The sequence below is a fragment of the Thalassobacillus sp. B23F22_16 genome (assembly GCF_043496955.1).
GTDB lineage: Bacteria > Bacillota > Bacilli > Bacillales > Halobacillaceae > Thalassobacillus > Thalassobacillus devorans_A.
On the sequence record NZ_JBIEKD010000024.1, the window covers coordinates 1 to 19,862 of the forward strand.

At 45.4% G+C, this 19,862-nt stretch carries 20 protein-coding genes; 13 read left to right on the plus strand and 7 right to left on the minus strand.

The annotated features are described in order from the left end of the window. Nucleotides 1–369 precede the first annotated feature (369 nt). The 6 genes from ACGTNI_RS16080 to ACGTNI_RS16105 all read left to right on the plus strand — a co-directional run bounded on the left by ACGTNI_RS16080 (nucleotide 370) and on the right by ACGTNI_RS16105 (nucleotide 5,022). Nucleotides 370–1,746, plus strand: coding sequence for an aspartate aminotransferase family protein (locus ACGTNI_RS16080; RefSeq protein WP_394463770.1), 1,377 nt, complete (start codon nucleotides 370–372; stop codon nucleotides 1,744–1,746). A 354-nt stretch (nucleotides 1,747–2,100) separates the two neighbouring features. After that, nucleotides 2,101–2,961: a MurR/RpiR family transcriptional regulator gene (locus ACGTNI_RS16085; protein ID WP_394463771.1), complete on the plus strand. Its 861-nt coding sequence runs from the start codon at nucleotides 2,101–2,103 to the stop codon at nucleotides 2,959–2,961. A gap of 16 nt (nucleotides 2,962–2,977) precedes the next feature. Continuing rightward, nucleotides 2,978–3,499, plus strand: a complete 522-nt coding sequence (locus ACGTNI_RS16090; protein ID WP_394463731.1) for a GrpB family protein — start codon at nucleotides 2,978–2,980, stop codon at nucleotides 3,497–3,499. A 182-nt stretch (nucleotides 3,500–3,681) separates the two neighbouring features. After that, complete coding sequence (locus ACGTNI_RS16095) at nucleotides 3,682–3,972, plus strand: hypothetical protein (protein WP_394463732.1); 291 nt, start codon at nucleotides 3,682–3,684, stop codon at nucleotides 3,970–3,972. A gap of 26 nt (nucleotides 3,973–3,998) precedes the next feature. Next, on the plus strand, nucleotides 3,999–4,739 hold the full coding sequence (gene yidC / locus ACGTNI_RS16100) for a membrane protein insertase YidC (protein ID WP_394463733.1): 741 nt from the start codon (nucleotides 3,999–4,001) through the stop codon (nucleotides 4,737–4,739). Nucleotides 4,740–4,797: 58 nt separating this feature from the next. Beyond that, nucleotides 4,798–5,022: a hypothetical protein gene (locus tag ACGTNI_RS16105; protein WP_394463734.1), complete on the plus strand. Its 225-nt coding sequence runs from the start codon at nucleotides 4,798–4,800 to the stop codon at nucleotides 5,020–5,022. Between the two features lie 21 nt (nucleotides 5,023–5,043). Here the strand turns inward: ACGTNI_RS16105 and ACGTNI_RS16110 are convergent, their stop codons facing one another. Further along, complete coding sequence (locus ACGTNI_RS16110) at nucleotides 5,044–6,090, minus strand: DmpA family aminopeptidase (RefSeq protein WP_394463772.1); 1,047 nt, start codon at nucleotides 6,088–6,090, stop codon at nucleotides 5,044–5,046. Between the two features lie 78 nt (nucleotides 6,091–6,168). On the opposite strand from ACGTNI_RS16110, the gene ACGTNI_RS16115 reads away from it, so the two are divergent. Continuing rightward, nucleotides 6,169–6,456 (plus strand): hypothetical protein, encoded by a 288-nt coding sequence (locus tag ACGTNI_RS16115; protein WP_394463735.1) that lies wholly within the window; start codon nucleotides 6,169–6,171, stop codon nucleotides 6,454–6,456. 197 nt (nucleotides 6,457–6,653) lie between these two features. Next, the gene (locus tag ACGTNI_RS16120; protein WP_394463736.1) at nucleotides 6,654–7,724 is read left to right on the plus strand and encodes a branched-chain amino acid aminotransferase; all 1,071 of its coding nucleotides are present in this window, start codon (nucleotides 6,654–6,656) and stop codon (nucleotides 7,722–7,724) included. Nucleotides 7,725–7,766: 42 nt separating this feature from the next. Here the strand turns inward: ACGTNI_RS16120 and ACGTNI_RS16125 are convergent, their stop codons facing one another. Further along, entirely contained in the window at nucleotides 7,767–7,946 is a 180-nt protein-coding gene (locus ACGTNI_RS16125) for a hypothetical protein (protein ID WP_394463737.1), read from the minus strand. Between the two features lie 330 nt (nucleotides 7,947–8,276). Between ACGTNI_RS16125 and ACGTNI_RS16130 the strand changes: the two genes are divergently transcribed. Continuing rightward, nucleotides 8,277–10,229 (plus strand): phospholipase D-like domain-containing protein, encoded by a 1,953-nt coding sequence (locus tag ACGTNI_RS16130; protein WP_394463773.1) that lies wholly within the window; start codon nucleotides 8,277–8,279, stop codon nucleotides 10,227–10,229. A 279-nt stretch (nucleotides 10,230–10,508) separates the two neighbouring features. Here the strand turns inward: ACGTNI_RS16130 and scpC are convergent, their stop codons facing one another. Together scpC and ACGTNI_RS16140 are read right to left on the minus strand one after the other, a co-directional pair. Beyond that, complete coding sequence (gene scpC, locus ACGTNI_RS16135) at nucleotides 10,509–12,026, minus strand: succinyl-CoA:acetate CoA-transferase ScpC (RefSeq protein ID WP_394463738.1); 1,518 nt, start codon at nucleotides 12,024–12,026, stop codon at nucleotides 10,509–10,511. Between the two features lie 126 nt (nucleotides 12,027–12,152). Then, nucleotides 12,153–12,803, minus strand: coding sequence for a LytTR family DNA-binding domain-containing protein (locus ACGTNI_RS16140; RefSeq protein WP_394463739.1), 651 nt, complete (start codon nucleotides 12,801–12,803; stop codon nucleotides 12,153–12,155). A gap of 232 nt (nucleotides 12,804–13,035) precedes the next feature. Between ACGTNI_RS16140 and ACGTNI_RS16145 the strand changes: the two genes are divergently transcribed. Further along, nucleotides 13,036–14,526, plus strand: a complete 1,491-nt coding sequence (locus tag ACGTNI_RS16145; RefSeq protein ID WP_394463740.1) for a potassium/proton antiporter — start codon at nucleotides 13,036–13,038, stop codon at nucleotides 14,524–14,526. Between the two features lie 67 nt (nucleotides 14,527–14,593). Next, nucleotides 14,594–15,433: a deoxyribonuclease IV gene (locus ACGTNI_RS16150; RefSeq protein ID WP_394463741.1), complete on the plus strand. Its 840-nt coding sequence runs from the start codon at nucleotides 14,594–14,596 to the stop codon at nucleotides 15,431–15,433. Between the two features lie 278 nt (nucleotides 15,434–15,711). On the opposite strand, the gene ACGTNI_RS16155 is transcribed toward ACGTNI_RS16150, so the two are convergent. Next, a complete protein-coding gene (locus ACGTNI_RS16155) occupies nucleotides 15,712–16,662 on the minus strand; it encodes an IS3 family transposase (protein WP_394463774.1) in 951 nt (316 codons plus the stop codon). Continuing rightward, a complete protein-coding gene (locus ACGTNI_RS16160; RefSeq protein WP_394463742.1) occupies nucleotides 16,620–16,928 on the minus strand; it encodes a transposase in 309 nt (102 codons plus the stop codon). The genes ACGTNI_RS16155 and ACGTNI_RS16160 overlap by 43 nt, the downstream gene beginning before the upstream one ends. Nucleotides 16,929–17,240: 312 nt before the next feature. On the opposite strand from ACGTNI_RS16160, the gene ACGTNI_RS16165 reads away from it, so the two are divergent. After that, on the plus strand, nucleotides 17,241–17,774 hold the full coding sequence (locus ACGTNI_RS16165; RefSeq protein WP_394463743.1) for a hemerythrin domain-containing protein: 534 nt from the start codon (nucleotides 17,241–17,243) through the stop codon (nucleotides 17,772–17,774). A gap of 22 nt (nucleotides 17,775–17,796) precedes the next feature. Here the strand turns inward: ACGTNI_RS16165 and ACGTNI_RS16170 are convergent, their stop codons facing one another. Further along, nucleotides 17,797–18,741, minus strand: a complete 945-nt coding sequence (locus tag ACGTNI_RS16170) for an alpha/beta hydrolase (RefSeq protein ID WP_394463744.1) — start codon at nucleotides 18,739–18,741, stop codon at nucleotides 17,797–17,799. Between the two features lie 234 nt (nucleotides 18,742–18,975). Between ACGTNI_RS16170 and ACGTNI_RS16175 the strand changes: the two genes are divergently transcribed. Beyond that, on the plus strand, nucleotides 18,976–19,812 hold the full coding sequence (locus ACGTNI_RS16175) for an STAS domain-containing protein (RefSeq protein WP_394463745.1): 837 nt from the start codon (nucleotides 18,976–18,978) through the stop codon (nucleotides 19,810–19,812). The last annotated feature ends 50 nt before the right edge of the window (nucleotides 19,813–19,862 follow it).

A 19,862-nucleotide genomic window follows, 5' to 3' on the forward strand; every position in this document is an offset into this window, starting at 1 on the left:
TAGGACAATCATTTTAGCTACATACTCTTTAAATTCCGAACTGTAACTCTTCATTTTTTTAGTCAAGTGAACACGTCCTTAATTTAAGCTTTAGGTCGATTAAAACATGGCTCACTACCTGTGTCCAATTTCTATACTAGTTCCAAAATTCGAAATTATGAGAGACAACTTTTCCGATAAGAGAGACAAATTTTGAAAAAAGAGAGACACAACAAGCGTATAAGAGACAACATCACCGCCTCTGGCTGACCCGCAGCCAGAGGTTTTTTCTGTAATAAAAATGTAATCGCATTTCCGTTGACTTTGAATGATTCATTTCATAATATGTGTATTAATGAAATATATATTCCATAAAAGGAGATGTTGAAAATTACTACGGACAGTAAAGGGCTAATTTCTGATCACACGAAGAAGTCGGCGGAGCTTTTCGAAAAAGCGGGGAAAGTGATTCCCGGCGGCGTCACTGCCCATATCAAGCATATTGCGCCCCATCCATTAGTGATGGAAAAAGCGAAAGGGAGCAAAATCTACGACGTGGATGGCAATGAATATATTGATTACCTGCTGTCTTATGGCGCTTTGATTCACGGTCATGGCCACGAGCATGTCCAGCAGGCAGTCATGAATCAGATGGAGACAGATGGCACGACAATTTTTGGAACGCCCCATAAGTTGGAAATCACCATGGCAGAAAAACTGATCGACTTGTACCCGAGCATCGATATGGTGCGCTACACGAACTCCGGGCTGGAGGCGACACTGCTCGCGATCCGCACGGCAATGGCTTATACTGGAAAAACGAAGCTGGCCAAATTCGAAGGTCATTATCATGGCGGCTATGATCAGGTGCTTCTTAGCGTGAACCCTGACCTCAAGCAGGCGGGTGGAGAAGAAGCTCCGCAAGCTGTACCGGAATCCAGTGGAATTCCTGAGTATTATGTGGAGAATACCATCATGCTTCCGTTCAATGATTTAGAAAACGCGGAACGGATTTTACGGAAACATGCCAGTGACATTGCCGGGCTGATCATGGAGCCGGTTCAGGGAGGATTCATTCCGGCGGAGCAGGAGTTTATGGCAGGCATTCGTAAAATCACCGAAGAACTTGGAATCGTCCTGATTTTTGATGAAGTGAAGACAGGTTTCCGGGTCGGACTTGGAGGCGCCCAGGAAATGTATGGTATTGAACCGGATTTGACGGCGCTTGGAAAAGTATTAGGCGGTGGTTTTCCTGTGGGTGCCATCGGCGGGAAGCGGGAGTTTATGATGACGACCGCTGTTGATGACAGCCGTGACATCCTCACAGCCGGGGCTGATAATACGAATAAGAAGCAGTCCGTGTTTCATAGTGGCACGTACAACGGACATCCGACCGTGCTTGCTGCCGGACTTGCGACGATAGACGTACTGGAGCAACCAGGAATTATGGATGATTTGTTTGCGAAAACAAGCCTGCTGCGCGAGAAGCTGGAGGCCGTATACCATCAACACGGGCTGACGATGCAGACGGTCGGTGCGGGTAGTATTTTCAATATCATTTTGACGGATAGAAAAATCCTTAACTACCGTGATATGGAGCATCATGATGCCAAACTCCGAAAAGAAATCGATTATGAACTATTGAAGCTCGGCATTTATACGAAGCCGATGAACCGATATTCGATGTCGACGGTGCACAGCGGTGAAGATATTGAACAAACCGTCTCCGCTCACGACGAAGCGATCCGTCGCGTATTAAATAAATAAGGGAACCAGGGCGGACCATTCATGCTATTGGTCCGCCTTTTTGATAAGCTAGGAATTTTTGTGGATAACTTTACATGGTGGGTTACATCCAGCTCCAGCGCCTACCCCCTCGAGGTCTTAAGTCAATCCTCTCTGTGATTAGAAAAACTTGGCTTATCGCCATGGGTTTATGGCGAAAGCCTAGTTTTACTTATACTTTAAACCTTTATAAACTTAATTGGTCTAAAAGTACAAAGAACGTCACGCCGAGGCTTGTCTTAAGCTTGTCGGGGGTGAGCAAGACGCTTGCGCTTTTGATAACTTGCGGAAGCCGGATGAAGCGTTTAATCTTAAGGAGGAAAGGTGGGTGTGACGATGGAGAATGTTTACCAGCGCATTGCAGCTAACATTGGGGAGATGAGCAAATCCCACGTCAGGATAGCGACCTACATAGTAGAGAACCAGACGACTGCTCCATTTTTAACCGTCGGCAAATTGGCGAAAATGGCAGGCGTCGGTGATGCCACTGTTGTCCGGTTTGCAACAGCACTCGGGTACAGCGGGTATGCGGAGATGCAGCAATATATGCAAAGCTCCGTCCAGCAGCAGTTAACGACGACCGAGCGGTTGAAAATTACAGAAGAAGTGTATGACCGGGAATCATCTGGTGTCTATGAGGTGTTTCAGGATGATATCTCGAACATCCAGGCGACGATGGAAAAACTGGATGAACAGGCGTTCCATCAGGCGGTCGAATCTTTGTTAAAGGCAAGAAAAATTTTTATCATCGCCAACCGCAGTGCTGCCTCGCTCGGAGTATTTCTGAATTATTATCTTGGCATCATTTTGCAAAACACAGAATTGATTCGATCGGTCGAGGATTCGTCGGAAAAATTGTATGACCTGGGAGAGGAGGATGTCGTTCTCGGTATCAGTTTTTCTCGTTATACTAAGAGTACGATTCAGATGTTTACCTACGCCAAAGAAGAGAACGCGCAGACGATTGCGATTACTGATAATCTGTTGTCGCCACTCGTGCCCCATGCGGATATTCCATTGGCAGCATCGAGCCAGATGCCGAGTTTCATCGATTCATTCGTTGCTCCGCTCAGCCTGATCAATGCCCTGATTACGTTTGTCGGAAAAGAGAAGCAGACCGATATCCATGAGCGGCTCGATGTATTGGAAGGAATCTGGGATCATTTTGATGTGTTTGAAAAAAGGAAGAACCAGTGAGGGAGGTGGCTGATCGTTGAGAAAAGTAGAGGTAGTGGCATATGATGCCCATTGGATGGACCGGTTTAGGGAAGAAGCAGAGCAGATAGAAGCGGTATTAGGCGATAACCTTGTGGCTATCCATCACATCGGCAGCACATCGGTACCCGGTCTTGTAGCAAAACCGATCATTGACATCATGCCGGTAGTGAAAGATATAGCAGCAGTCGATCCATATAAGGAAGCAATGGAAACGCTTGGATATGAAGCGAAAGGGGAGTTTGGCATTCCAGGCCGCCGTTTTTTCAAAAAAGGTGGGGACGCTCGCACCCATCACGTCCATGTTTTCGAGGAAGGGAGTCCGGACTCCATCCGTCACTTGGCGTTTCGTGACTATTTACGGGAGCATCCCGATGCGGCAAAAGCATATGGTAAGCTGAAACAGAACCTGGCCCGTCAATTTCCGCACGATATGGAAGCTTATATCGAAGGAAAGCATCATTTCGTCACGGAGCTGGAACAGAAAGCGGTCACCTGGTATACCAATTTGCGTCCATAGTCGTTGGGAATCGCTTTAGGTCAGAAGGTGGCGGCGTTAAGTCAGAAGTTTACAGAGTTAGGGCAGAACGTTAAGTCAGAAGTCTTCCGAGTTAGGGAAGAACCCCCAGACAAAAAAGTTGAAACTTTTTTTTAACTGTCTCGTACATAGTAGTATCGACCAAATGGGAAGGAGGGAGCGGCATGTTCGAGTTATTATTTGATTTGCCATTAAACTTGCATATCTATCTGTTATTTTTAGCGGTGCTGGTCCCGTCTTCCATGTTGTTAGCTGTTCAGTATTTAGAAAGCCCGGCCTTTACGAGCGAGCTTTTCCATTCAGAAGCTGCAGTAGAACGGACCTTTAGCAAAGGGCAGTTAGCCCTAGCTGTACTGCCCAAGCAGACGCAAGTCTTTTTCATTACAAGGTTTATGAAGCGAAAAGACGCTCCAGATGACGATAACGAAGACCATTGCCCTCCTCACATTCAATAGATTTTAAATTTGTGAGGAGGAAGAGAGTGAAACGTTTATTTTTATTAGGAAGTCTCGTACTATTGTTGCTGAGTGGTTGTGCCGGGAACGGAGAGGCTGGGGACGGGTTCTTGAGCCATGTTTTTGTCGACCCATTCACTTTTTTGATTGAAACTACCGCCTCGATTTTTGCCGGAAGTTATGGGGTGGCGATCATCTTAATCACGCTGTTAATCAGGCTGGTACTTTTACCGTTTATGATGAAGCAGTATAAAAATCAGCGGGAGATGAAGGAGAAAATGACTGGCATGCAGCCGGAATTGGAAAAAATTCAGGCAAAGATGAAGAAAACGGATGAACGGGAAAAGCAGATGGAATTACAGCAGGAAATGATGGCTCTATACAGGAAGCACGGTGTAAACCCTCTGTCAGCCGGGTGCTTGCCACTGTTGGTACAAATGCCAATTCTGATGGGCTTTTATTTTGCGATCCAAAGCTCCCAGGAGATTGCGGTTCATTCGTTCCTATGGTTCAGTTTGGGAAGCGTCGATATTCCCCTTGCGATGATTGCCGGTGCCATTTACTTTTTACAGTTCCGAGTGCAGCAAAAGTTAATGCCGGTTGATCCGGCAAATAATAATCCGATGGTTCGCTGGATGGGGCTAATATCCCCGCTTATGATTCTGGTCATTTCCTTCACCATGCCAGCAGCAATCCCATTGTATTGGACGGCAGGCGGGTTATTTCTTACCGGACAGTCCTGGCTGATGCATAAACTAGCCAAATAAAAAGAAAGCACGTTACACCCGTAACGTGCTTTCCATATATAATAGGAGGCAGGATCACATGTGGATTCTATTGGGTTTACTGATAGTATTGTTAGCGCCGCTCGCTCTGATTTTCGTGAAAGATAAATTTGGACTCAACAGCAATAAATTTTATGGCGATGAGTTGAATAAACATAAGCGAACCCCTAAGGATAAAGCCTATGAAAAAAGCGCCCATTACACCAACACGATCAACCATCATAATCAGGGCAGCAGTCACCACCAGGATGGTGGCTTTCATTAGGGAGAAGTTTCCGTAAAATAATTATGTCAACCCAATCCCGAATTCGGCAAGCAAATCCTTGAATGCTGGCCGCTCATTCCCATTTCGTCCGATGACATGTTCAGCGGTCACCAGCGAGTTCAAAACGGCTTCTTCTGTCGCTTCCCCAATCGCGCGGAAGGCTGTATCGATGTCCTCTTCGTGAATCGTCGGGATGGTTAGCGGCTGAGCGGGCTTGTCGTGCGGAATTTTTACAGCAGTTGAAAATCCGAGGACGATATCACCACTGCCATGACCAATCGTCGCCCCTGTCCGGGAGAGTCCGGTGACCGAACGTTTGAGAATCCGGTTTAGCTGCCGCTCGGATACCGGCAAGTCGGTTGCGACGATTACCATCACCGAACCTTTGTCCTTTTCCTCCCAGGAATCAAGAAGCGCTTGCTTCAACTCCTGGCCGACAGGCTTTCCATTCACCCTCAGATCACTCAACATGCCAAAGTTCGATAACACGAGTACCCCCACCGTATATACTCCATGACTTAACTCCATTTGTCGCGACGCTGAACCGATTCCGCCTTTGAGCGAATAACAAAGCATGCCCCGGCCGGCACCGGCGGCTCCTTCTTGAAATTCCGAAGCGGTATTTGTTAGAGCCTCTAACACATGTTCTTTCTGAACGGCCTGGGCTCGGACGTCATTCAACAACATATCATTGCATTCACCGATAACGGGATTTACCGTACCGGTCGTCCGTCCGATTTCCGGGTTCTGTTCCATCGTAGCGGCAATTAATGCATCGGCCGCCGTCCCGACACTTGCGGTATTGGTCAGTACAATCGGTGTCTCGAGCGTTCCGAGCTCATTCACCTGGATGGTTCCAATCGTTTTTCCGAACCCGTTAATTACGTGGCTGGATGCAATCAATTTTTCTTTAAAAATATTTCCCTGATGGGGAAGGATGGCGGTTACGCCGGTTTGGATGTCTCCATCACTTAACGTGACGTGCCCGACTGTCACCCCTTCGATATCAGTAATACTATTACGTTTCCCTGGTTTCATTTTTCCGATTTTCACACCATAATCTGTCATCCGTTTCAAATCTATCACCAAGCTTTCGAAGTTGAAATGTGAGTTTCATTGTACCATGAAAGGAGAGGACTGACGGTTATGAAAAAAACAGCCACTATTATCAATGCCGTGATCAGCGGGATATTCGTGTTTATGATTTCTACCTTTTTTGCTGGGGGAGCGATCGGGGAAAATTATACCGACAAGACCTTCGTGGCTCCGGAGTTTTTCCTAATTGCGGTGATATGGGGAGTCGGTGTTCTGTTAGGAGCCATGCATTTGTGGAAAAAATCGATTTATCTTTTTGTAGTGTCGATTATCCTTATGTGGTTATCCATTCCACTGGGAATAAGGTTTGCTCGGTATGTTGCATCTGTTTTCGCTTGATTCTGAATTTTTTCATCTTTTATCCCAGTAAAGCTTTAAATTGTCAGCAATTAGGCGTACAATGGATAATAATCTAAAACCTCCACTTCAGCTGGAGGTACTTTTTTATCCAGGGCTTTCGTCATAAGTAATGGGCGAAAAGCCAAACTTATTTATCCAACTAATTGAAGAATCTTATCTAATAAGGAGTCATGAAGATGAAAACAGAAGAACTTGTAATCGTAGAAAGCAAGCATAAGCAGCCGAAACCGAACACCGATCAGATCCCATTCGGCCGAACCTTCACTGACCACATGTTTGTGATGGATTACCATGAAGAGAAAGGATGGTACGAACCGCGTATCGTACCGTATGAGCCGTTGACACTGGACCCGGCGGCAATGATTTTCCATTATGGCCAGACGGTTTTCGAAGGATTGAAAGCCTACCGTTCCGGTGACCGCGTTCTTTTATTCCGTCCGGAAAAGAACCTGGAGCGTCTGAACCGATCCAGTGATCGTTTGAGCATTCCCGCAATCGATGAAGAAAAAGTGATGAAGTATTTGGAAGAGCTGATCAGCCTGGAAAAAGACTGGGTCCCGGACACACCGGGTACTTCTTTATATATCCGTCCCTTCATCATTGGAACCGAGCCGAATCTATCGGTTGCACCTTCGAAAACGTATAAGCTGATGATTATCCTGTCTCCTGTCGGATCTTACTTTTCCGGCGGCCTGACCCCGGTCAAAATCCGCGTTGAAGACAAGTTCACCCGCGCGGTCAAAGGCGGTACGGGAATGGCGAAAACAGCCGGGAACTATTCCGCTGCCTACCAGGCCCAGAAGCAGGCGTATAAAGAAGGAAAAGCGGACGTGTTATGGCTTGATGGCGTCGAGAAGCGTTATATTGAGGAAGTCGGCAGTATGAATATCTTTTTCAAGATTGATGGCGAGGTTGTAACCCCGGCATTGAGCGGCAGTATTTTGCAGGGGATTACCCGAATGTCCGTCATCGAACTGCTGGAAAAATGGGGCGTAACGGTTACCGAACGCCGCATCTCGATTGAAGAACTTTACCAGTATCACGAAGAAGGAAAACTGGAAGAAGCGTTTGGGACAGGGACAGCTGCCGTCATTTCACCGGTCGGCGAGTTGAACTGGCTCGGAAAAGAAATGGTGATTAACAACCATGAAATCGGGGAACTATCCCAGAAATTGTATGATACGATCACCGGCATCCAGACAGGGAAGCTCGAAGATACCCAAGGATGGACCGTCAAAGTCAAGTAACTGAAAAGATCCTCCTTGCCCAAGTCGGGCAGGAGGATTTTTTTATCTAAGTGAACCGAGCATGCGGAACATATTTTCCAGTTCACTCAAAGGAAGGGAAGCCGGATCCGCATCCTGCTCATAAAATATCCCCGCCTCCTGGAGGCTTTCGATATAATATTTCTTCACTTTCTCCACACCATCACGAAGCTCATTCTTTCCCATGATATCAGATCTCTTCATGTCTGTTTATTCCTCCTTGTTTGTTGACAGCAGGTCTTTGCTTAATTCTAAGATTAAAGCAGTTACAACAAGGCTTCATCATTTCTGTAAGATAATCTCCCCCACTATTTAGGAAAGTCTCTTGAAATATGACAGTACAATCCTTTCTTCGACCAACTATCCTTGTAGGCAGAAAGGATTTGTTTTTTGTAAAAAAGCACTAGTATTGCTATACCATCGTTGGATTTTTACATTTTCCTAACATTCAAACAGGAACGTATTTTACACTGAATAGGTAGAATTGTAACTTGCAAGAAATAAATTTGAAAAGGAGTGCTGCAAGTGAACAGAATGTTGCCTTTTACAGTAGTAATTGCCATGGTTTTATCCTTTTTCAGCCCGATGATGGAAGAAGAGAAATCTGCGTATGCTGCAGGGACAGGCGAGGTTGTTATCAATGAAATTGCCTGGATGGGAACGACGTCAAGCTATAATGATGAGTGGATAGAGTTACACAACCAAACGGGCGAAGCTATCGACGTTACGGGCTGGACACTGGAAGCCCAGGATGGTACACCCGCAATCGAATTATCAGGAACAATCGCTGCAAACAGCTTTTACATAATGGAGCGAACGGATGATTCGACTGTTCCTGATACGGAAGCTGATCTGATTTATGCCGGAAGCATGTCCAATTCCGGGGAAGCAATGGAACTTCGTGATGCTGCCGGTAATTTAGTCGATGAAGTTGATGCGTGGCACGCAGGAGATAACGATGCCAAGGCATCGATGGAACGACTTCATGCGGAAGGAGAGGGTACCGATCCAGCGAATTGGGCAGATGCCACCACTGAGTATTCCGTTGGTTTTGGAACCCCAAATGGTGCCAATGGCAGCGAAAACGTCGGCGGCTGTGAGGATAGTCAGGAGAATCTATCCAATGTTTCTGAATCAGAAGGTGCTATAAATGTTTATTTCAACAAATGTGCCGATCATACAAATGCCCTTGCTGGAAACGAAGCCAATGACAATGTCAATTTAGAAGACCGTTTGATTGAACGGTTGAACAGTGCTACGGAGAGTATCGATTTTGCTACTTATGAAATCAACCTTCCGGGAATCGTCGATACATTAGTTGCTAAGGCTGCTGAAGGAGTCGATGTGCGTGTAATCGCCGATGCTAAGGATGCCTCTGACCCGCATTATACGGAGCGTTATAAGACGATGAGGTTATACGTAGAAAAAATGGTCCGGGGTGCTGATGGCGAAATTGGCACGGCTGATGATATCCACGTTTTCTCGGACTCACCGATGATGGCAGTGGAAGACAGTACCGCCCGCTCGAAATATGGATTACAGGCTGAGGCCAATGATATTGCAGAAGTGACGGTTGAAATCGGAAACAGTACAGAAACCGGGCGTTTGTTTGTTGAAGCGGAAGAAAAAAGCGCAAATGCCTATTATTCACCAGGGAATCAGATGCATAATAAATTTGCCGTAGTCGATGACCGATGGGTATTTACCGGCAGTTGGAACTTCACAGTGACCGGTTTATATGGCTCAGAAGAAAATATGGAGGCCGGAATTTTGGATGGCAACCAGCAGCACGTGGTTGAAATCAACTGGCCGGACCTTGCCGGAATCTATGAAACTGAGTTCAATGAAATGTGGGGAAGTAATGGAATGGAGCCGGATAAAGCCACCTCGAATTTCAGTACAAGAAAAGTAGATAATACCAAACATCAGGTAAATATCAACGGGGTGCCTGTGGAAATCTATTTTTCCGCCGGAGATGATGCTGTTGGCCGGATGACGGAATTTGTAAAAAATGACGCGGACCTGAATACGTACTTTTCCATTTTTGCCTGGAGCGATCAGGAGCTTGTGGATGAATTAAAGCATAAATGGGAAGGCTCCTATAATGATATGGAAGGTTCTTTGACCGGTTTTGATATAAAAGGGGTGTTTGACACCAGTTTCTGGAATCAGTGGTGGTCTGCTAGTGTAGACATGACAGGAAGAACTGCTTCCCAGGAAAGCGACAACAACCCGAACACCCGCTGGGCCAACCCGGCACCGGTGTATGAGGATGCTGAGTCCCGCAAGCTTCATAGCAAAACGATGCTGATTGATGCAGATACGGAGAGTGATCCGACGGTTATTGTCGGGTCGACCAACTGGAGCAACAATGGTAATAATATCAATGACGAAAACATGCTGTTCATTCATGATGAAGCAATAACCAATCAATTCCTACAAGAATTCCACGCCCGCTACGAACAGGCAGGCGGAACCATGCAGTAAAACCAAAAGCAGCACCCCGGGACATCCAGAAACTGGAGGACCTGGGGTGCTGCTTTGCTGGACAAACTTTTCTTATACTAGACAACGCTGGGGGGATACTAGACAATTCACGAAGTTTATTAGACATCCTGGAAAGGATACTAGCTACTTTTGGAAATTTACTAGACAGAATGAAAAATTTACTAGACAAACAATGCGTATACTAGACACCATACAAGCATCAAACAAAGTCACCCCGGGAAATCCAATATTTGGAGGACCCGGGGTGTTGCTTGTGGTTTAAGAGTGCTGGAGGGCGGCTGCTTTCATGGAGCCGGTTTCTTTGAAGCGGGTATGCCATGCGAAGGCTTTTTCCAGCACGTGCGGAGTCTGGCCGCCTTTTTCCCATGCCTCTTCATAATAAGCATAGAGCTGTTCGCGATACGTCGGATGCGCGCAATTTTCGATAATCACTGGCACGCGTTCTTTCGGTGCCAGGCCGCGCAGGTCCGCGTACCCCTGTTCCGTCACAAGGACGTCGACGTCGTGTTCGGTATGATCGACGTGAGAAACGAATGGTACGACACTGGAGATGTCGCCATTTTTGGCAATCGACTTGGTGACAAAAATAGCAAGACGGGAATTTCGCGTAAAGTCACCGGAGCCGCCGATGCCATTCATCATCTTCGTGCCAAGCACATGCGTGGAGTTGACATTGCCATAAATATCGACTTCAAGCGGCGTGTTGATCGAAATCAGTCCTAACCGGCGGATAATCTCCGGATGGTTGGAAATTTCCTGCGGACGTAACAGAAGCCGGTCACGGTAGCGGTCGATATTCCCATAGACTTCTTCCAGCTTATCTTCTGAAAGTGTAATCGAGCAGCCGGACGCGAACTTGATTTTCCCGGCATCCAAGAGGTCGAATACCGCATCCTGCAATACCTCGGAATAGACTTCCAGCTCTGTGAACTCAGAATCGAGCAAGCCATGGAAAACGGCATTGGCAACCGAGCCGATGCCGGATTGCAACGGTGCCAGATTTTCAGGGAGCCGTCCGACTTCTACTTCTTTTCGTAAGAAACCAATCAAATGATTCGCCATCGTTGCTGTGTCTTCATCTGGCGGTACGATGGTCGACGGGGAGTCCGGCTGATTGGTGATGACGATCCCTTTAATTTTTTCGATGTCAACCTGGATCCCGATCGTGCCGATGCGGTCATCGACTTCCGTCAACGGGATGGGCTGACGCTTGCCCTGAGCCCCTAATTCATAGATATCATGCAGGCCTTCAAAGGCATCGGACTGTGCCAGATTCAATTCAACAATCACATTTTTCGCTTTCTCCGCAAAAATAGAAGAGTTGCCGACAGAAGTGGACGGCACGATCATCCCATCCTTTGTAATTGATACCGCTTCCACAATGGCGTAATCAATCGGGTTCAATATATCCTGACGAATCGCCTCTGCGGTATGGGACAGGTGCTGGTCGACAAACAGCATGTCGCCCTGGTTGATTTCGCTGCGCATCGTTTTATCAGCCTGGAACGGCAGGCGTTTGTGTACAATTCCAGCTTCAGCCATCAGGCGGTCGATATCGGATCCGAGGGAAGCCCCGGTATAGACGTTTACTTTCAGGTGTTCTTCTTTTGCTTTTTCAACTAAAGCAGACGGAACCGCCTTAGCATCACCGGCACGGGTGAACCCGCTCAAGCCAAGTGTCATCCCGTCCTCAATCCAGGAAGCGGCTGTTTCCTCAGAAACGATGCGATCTTCCAGTTGTTTATCTCGTAATCGTTGGTTATAAGTTTGTTTCATACCAAAACCTCCATGATGTAATTTTCTTATAATTCTAACGTCTTACAGCGTTCATCTCTTGGGTTTTGGTATGAAAAGGCTTAAATTCGTACTGAAATAGAAAATTCACGACATAACTAAGAAAAATCAGAACGACAGAATCCTGCGGAACTGGCTCGCGTATGTCTGGCTAACCGGGATCTTAGTGCCATCTTTCATGATCAATAGAAAAGTAGAATGGGAGTCCGGCTGGATCTCAGCAATAAAATTGACGTTGATGATATAGGAACGATGACATCGTAAAAACATTTCCTCGGGTAAATGGAATTCCACTTCACTCAATGTGAATTTATGCGTCCCTGTACCGCGTTCTGATTGGACCCATGTTTTTCGATTGTGAGCTTCTAAAAACATGACTTCCTCGTAAGGGACCGGTATCCAGCGGTCTTCGATATGCAGGGTCAGGAACCTGGACAAAAACTTCAATTGTTTTGAAGGTAAAATTGCAGTGACACAGCCCTTTGGATTTCCGGAATCGATAATGGGCACCGAGGTACCGAAATAAGGAATCCCAAATACCTTGCCATTAATGTGATCGGACGTCTTTTTCCGGACGCTGAGGGCTTTGAATGTTACGGTGTTTTCATTGATTTTATCTCCAGGCTTGATCTTCAAATCGATGTGTTTGCTTGGTTTATAATAAATAAATTGCTTAGAGTCGGATACAGCAATAGAAGCTTCTTTTGGAAATAATTCTTTGAATGATTCTACCATGGAAGAAATGGAGAAATAATCCATCTTCTAACACTCCTTCATTTGTTTCTTCTATATTAATTATAAAGAGGTGTATGAAAAATAGAAAACGTTAACAATCTGAAAATGAGAAAAAAGGGGAGATGAGGAGTCACTGAATTCAGGCAAATATTTTGATTTGAAGCTTATTTTCAGGTATTCTTTTATTGTGAAACACTTTACATAACCCTCTTTCCACCTCTCATCCTATACTCTTTAAAGGAGAATTTTACCTTATATGTTTTTTGACGCTTTCGGCACTGATACCTTTTTACTTCTAACTGCATTACTTTTATTTAGTGGTGTACTCGTAGCTAAATTTTCAAGCCGCTGGGGAATTCCATCCTTGATTTTATTTATCCTGGTCGGAATGCTTTTTGGTAGTGATGGCTTAGGAATTATTTATTTTGATGATGCCAGCACCGCGCAGATTATTGGGGTATTCGCTCTGGTCATCATTTTGTTTGAAGGTGGTCTGCACACAAAGTGGAGGACTGTTCGCTCTGTGGCGCTTCCATCTCTTTCGCTTGCAACCTTTGGTGTGCTGTTTACTTCACTCATCATCGGATTTTCAGCGTACCTGATTTTTGAGCTGACGATTCTGGAAGGCATGCTGCTCGGTGCGATTGTCGGTTCTACAGACGCGGCTGCTGTTTTTGCTGCCCTGAAAGAACGAAATATCAAAGCAAAAATGGGAGCGACTCTGGAAGCAGAATCGGGAACCAACGATCCGATGGCCGTTTTCCTTACGTTGTCCTTGATCGAATTGCTCACGGTACAGGATCAGTCGATTTGGATGATGATTCCGATGTTTTTTGTCCAAATGGGTATGGGGCTATTGTTCGGTATTGCTCTCGGGAAACTGGCCTCGTACTCCATCAACCGGATTAAACTCGATTCAAGTGCCCTTTATCCGATTTTTTCTGTTGCCTTCGCCCTGGTTACCTATAGTGTGACAGCCTTCCTGGGAGGAAGCGGCTTTTTGGCGGTCTATGTCGCTGCACTTGTCGTTGGCAATAGCGAGCTCACTTACCGTTATTCCATTTTTCAATTTAATGAGGGATTTGCTTGGATGGCGCAGATCCTAATGTTTATCATCCTTGGCCTGCTTGTTTTCCCTGGTCAGGTATTCACTTCAGCAATCATGCTTAATGGCTTATTGTTATCTGCCTTATTGATTCTGGTGGCCCGTCCTATAGCAGTGTTTTTATCTCTTATAAAAATGGGTTATTCCGTAAAAGAAAAATTATTTATTTCCTGGGCAGGTCTTCGTGGGGCAGTCCCAATTGTGCTCGCAACATTTCCGATTGTCAATGGTGTTGAAAACAGCCAGGTCATGTTTAATGTTGTGTTTTTCATTGTACTGACTTCTGCTCTAGTCCAGGGATCGACCATTTCTCTCGTAGCAAAGAAGCTGAATCTTGTTGGACCAAAAAAAGATGTGCCGCACCATTCGATCGAGCTGATTTCCATGGGGAAAGCCTCAGCCGAAATGATTCAGTACCAGGTAAGTCCCCAATCAGCGGTTGTAGGGCAAAAGCTTCGTGACGTTGAGTTCCCAAACCGGGCGAATATTAGTGCTATCATCCGGGATAATCAGGTGATCACCCCATATGGTGAGACAGAAATCAAAGCCGGCGATTTTCTTTATATCCTTGTAGAAGCTAAATATAAAGAACAACTAAAAAAAGTACTGGAACAACGAGTAGAACGAAGTGCCTTCGAATAAAATGTAAACATTCCGCTCGCCTGGGAACACTAAAAGAAAATTGTGTTTCTGCGAAAGGGGATTTCTCATGAAATTCGGCAGCCATGTTTCCATCCGGGAAGGTTATTTAGGAGCAGCCAAACAGGCAGCCGCCATGAATGCGGCTGCTTTTCAATATTTCCCCAAGAACCCGCGCAGCCTGTCAGTCAAAGAATTTAACCGAGACGACGCCAGCCTTTGCAAGGAGTTTAGTGAGCAGCATGGTCTTGTGTCTATCGCTCACACGCCTTACCCTACCAGCCTGACTCCTGCAGATGACCGTAAGCGGGAAGCGGTGGTGGCGTCCTTGCTGAATGATCTTGAAATTACCAACGCCTGCGGTTCGATCGGCGTGGTCGTCCATTTTGGGAAGCAGGTTGAGGATGGTGATCCCCTTGTCAGCTACCAGCTGATGATCGGTGTTCTCAATGAAGTGCTTTCCGAATGGGAGGGAAGCTGTAAAATTCTCCTGGAAAACAACGCGGGAAAGCCAGGATCAATGGGGACGACGTTAGAAGAGTTGAGCCGGGTGCGCGAGTTATGCGAGGCGCCTGAGAAAATCGGTTTTTGCCTGGATACTTGTCATGCCTTCGCGAGCGGATTATGGGATGGGAACAACTGGGAAGCTGTTTTGGCAAAAGGGAACGAGCTCGGTTATTTTAATCATCTGGAAGCCATCCACTTCAATAACTCCAAATATGAGACCGGATCCGGGAAAGACCGCCATGCCAATATATTCGGGAGCGGCTACATAACGGAAGAGCAGTTCGGACAATTGATCGCCACCCCACAGCTTGCTGACATCCCGTTTATTTTGGAGACCCCTAAAGATACCCCGACACATGAAAAAGAAATCCGTCAGCTGCAGGAAAAATGGGGATCAAGTTAATAGAAGAAAAAAAGCGTGAGGCTGAAGCCTGACGCTTCTTTTTTTACACTTTAAGAAAGTTATAAGAAACACTAAGGCTTTCGCCGTAAAGACTTGGCAATAAGCCAAGTTTTTTAAAATGAGAAAAAGCAGCCATATTAGAGCTAATATGGAATTCTGTCAATAAAGTGGACAAAAATAGATCACTCATCGGGCCATTTTTTTCTTCCGCGTGTCTTCTTCCGAAACACTTGGATGCCTCCGCATAAAGGGAAGGATACCAAAACCGATCCTACCCTTTATGCAGAGGGAATGTGTGCTGAAGCGAGCTTCTGACTTTGGCTCGAATAATAGGCCTTTTCTTTTTCGATAGGGCTCTTATCATCCAAGAAGGAATGCATACGCTTCTGGTTATAAAATTTAATATAAAATTGAACAGCTAAAATAGCTTCAGCTTTTGTAGGGAATACGTATTTATACAGGTACTCCTTTTTAAAAGAGGCAAAGAAGCTCTCGACACAGGCGTTATCATAGGGTGTGCCTTTCCGGCTCATGCTGATAGTGGCTTGGGCTTCTTCAAGGGTTTTAACATATGCCCTGGAACAGTATTGGGATCCTTGATCCGAATGGTGGATCCATCCTGCTTCTGGCTCCCGAAGGGAGATAGCTTCTTCTAAGGCATGTAGAGATAGCGATTGTTCCATATGGTCATCAATCCGAAAACTGATGATACGGCGAGAATATAGGTCCATGACAGGATTTAGATACAAGAATCCTTCACCAGTATGAATATAGGTAATATCTGTAGCCCAGACCTTGTTTGGAGCTTCTGGTTGAAACTCTCGTTTCAAATGGTTAGGAAAAGTTTGATTGGCATGTTTCGAATCGGTAGTCGCTACAAATTTCTTTGGTGGCACTGCATACAGTTCTAACTCTCTCATACGGTTAGTCACTTTCTTCACGGAAACCGATAGTCCATCCTCATCCCGGATTTTTTTATGAATACGAGGGCTGCCGTAACACCCATGATTATCGTGATAGTGAAATAGAATTCGCTCATCTAAATAACGATTGAATGCTTCCCGCTCTGTTTCTGGCTGCTCTAACCTGTGGAGGTAAGCATAATAGCCTGATGTAGACACACCAAGAACTTCGCACATCTTCGATACGGTGTGTTCTGTACGATGTTCATAAATGAACTCGAACTTTACTCTTTTTCTTGCGTGAAGATGTGCATTGCCTTTTTTAATATTTCGGCTTCCTCCTGAGCTTCAAGCTTCTCTTGCCGTTCTTTTTCATACATCTCTTTGTACTCAGAAGCCGTTAATAGCTGGTTTTGTTCCTCTTTTTCTGCGTTCTTCTGCTTGTCACGATAGCTCCCTACCCACCGCTTAACGGTACCGTAAGGTAAATTGAGCTTGTGGCAAATATCAGTCATTTTATGCCCGTCTAGGACAATCATTTTAGCTACATACTCTTTAAATTCCGAACTGTAACTCTTCATTTTTTTAGTCAAGTGAACACGTCCTTAATTTAAGCTTTGGGTCGATTAAAACATGGCTCACTACCTGTGTCCACTTTCTATACTAGTTCCAAATACCCATCTGATGAGAGACAGGAACAGGCTTAAGAGAGCAAATTTCGGGAATAACAGAGACAATTTCGCGAATAAGAGAGATACATTTGAAAATAGAGAGACACACCCACCAGGAAGAGATATAACATACTTGAGTAATAGGTGGAATGGGAGTGTGATGTGCCTCACATACATTTGAGGCACATTCCGCTAGGATAGAGGTACATTTGATAGAAAAAGGAGTGGCCGATGATGAGTCATGAATGTGCCGGAATGAAAGTAGACAGCGGAGCAACACAACTTTGTGCAGCCTTACAGCACTTGAAGGATGAACACCCAAAGCTTGAGGAATTGATGAAACAATTGCAGCTCGCAGCAGCACAAACAAAAGAAACCACAGAAGAGCAGATCACCCAATTGCTTGCGCTCCGGGAAGAGGTCGTATCCTTTATGGAACAGCTCATTCCCCATTCGGAAAAAGAGGAAGGCGTCTTATTTCCGATGATGGGCAAGTATATTGGTACCAGTACCGGTCCGCTTGTCGTCATGGAATATGAGCATGATCTGGCAAAAGAGAGCTTTGAGTCTTTTCTGAATGGGACAGAAAATGTATCCGAAATCGAGGATCCTGCGCGTTTGAACCTCCACGTCCTCGAAGGGTGCACAACACTATTTTCTCATTTCAATAAAGAAGAAAATGTACTATTCCCGATGGCGGAAAATGTGCTAACAGACGAAGATAAGGAAAAATTGGCGGAGGCCTACCAGATTTCCATAATAAAATGACACGGCTAAATCACCAGCCGTGTCATTTTTCCTGCTGCAAAAACTTACGAATAAAGGAGAAAACCAGCGACCTGACTTGTTCTGATTCATTGAAAAGCGCATGCTGGGCGTGATCGATCTGGACCATGGTCAGCCGACGAAACTTCTTTTGCAAAAACTTCATATTATAACGCCAGGCTACGGTCCTGTCCTGATTGCCCTGAAGAACGAACGTCGGCGTGTTCGTCACAGGGTAACTTTTCAGCTTCCTGTTCCAATCGAGCATGGCACCGACCCAGTCCAGCGGAATCGCCCGGCTTTGCAGGGGATCGATTTTCCGTAATTTCAAATAATGCTCGTCAGAAGAATTGACACGGAAATTACGTTTTACTTCCTGTAGGAATGGGATGATTTTTGCTAAATAATAGCCAATTACCGTCCCGTACCAATGCTCAGAATGAACGAGCGGAGCGGCCAGTATAACTTTGTCAAAGATGTGGTCATGATTGTTCAGCACATAATCGATTGCGATTGCACCCCCGGTGCTATGACCGATCACATAGAAGGGACCGCTCCTTTCTTTTTTTGCCAGGGAAAGCAGCTGTTCGAGGGATTGGACATAATCCGAAAATCGTTCCACGGAGGGTGATTCCCCCTCAGAAAGCCCGTGTCCTTCCAGGTCATAGCTGATTACAGTATAGCCCAATTCATTCAAAAATCGGATGATATGCTTGAGATGGCCGACGTGATCCAAATAGCCATGCAGCAAGAATACCGTTCCTTTTGATTGTTTTGGCGCGAACATCTGGACGAGCTTCTTCGTCCCGTTCGTTTCCACCTTACCAAAATGAAAATCTACACCGGAAGTATTCAAACCATAATAATTTAAGTAAGCAGCTACATCCTGGTTTATTTCTACTGGTTTGCTGAAATCGAACGTGTCATTCCAACCTGATAACCGTTCCAGTACAGCTTTGATATTTTTCATTACTATTTTCCCCTTGTTCCTTTGTTTTTTCATTAGTATCACCACGTATGTTTTTCTAGAAACATGAATTACCATCAGTCCGGACACCCCTGGATAATTAACAATATCTGGTCTTAATTACCATCTGACTTCCATGGTTGTTCCTGACAAATCATATACCGCTAGTTAATCGAACTTTGCTATGTTATAGTAACACTAATTGTGCCATTTACCACATAAGAAAGGGACGAGATAGTGATAGATAGACAAAATGAAGTGAGAGAATTAATCAGTGAAAAAGTTAAAAGCCAGAAGAGCCAATTGCGGGAGAATCTCCGCTTACACAAAGAAGATTACCAGGGCAACATAGCGAACAACGCAGATAACCTGGTGCGATGGCGGGGAGACCTGATTGAATTATATGCCGAAACCATTGTACGGGATCTGGAAGAGAGCGATAAGAAGGTGAAGGAATGGGGAGATAAAGTATCTGATTTTCTCGTCAACATTCAAATGCCGCTGGATTTAGCGATAGAAGAAATACGCTATTACCGGAATATGATCGGGGAAATCATTCGGGACACTGGGGAACAAGAATCGTTATCTCTCCGTGACTTCTATGATTTGGTGTCTTCCTTCGATTTGGTTGTCGATCAAGTCGTAGAAATCATCTGTGTTTCCTATATGAAAAAATACAACCAGAAAATGTACGCTACACAGACGGAAATCAACGAACTCTCGGTACCAATCATCGAGATTACGGAGAGCGTCGCTGTTCTGCCCTTAGTTGGTGCGGTAGACACCCAACGGGCCCAGTTATTGATGGACCATGCATTATCAGAAAGCTCAATAAACGATTACGATTATTTCATCATTGACGTATCCGGTGTACCCGTCATCGATACGATGGTGGCTCACCAGATTTTCAAGGTAATCCGTGGGTTAAAACTGATCGGCGTTGAAGTGAAAATGAGCGGTGTTCGTCCTGAAATTGCCCAAACGATGGTGCAGCTTGGAGTAGACTTTGAAGACACCTTATCATTTTCCAGCCTTCATCGTGCATTGGACTATATCGGATTCGGACTCAAATAAAAATAGACACGCCCAATGCTGGCATGTCTATTTTTCTCTTATATGGAGGA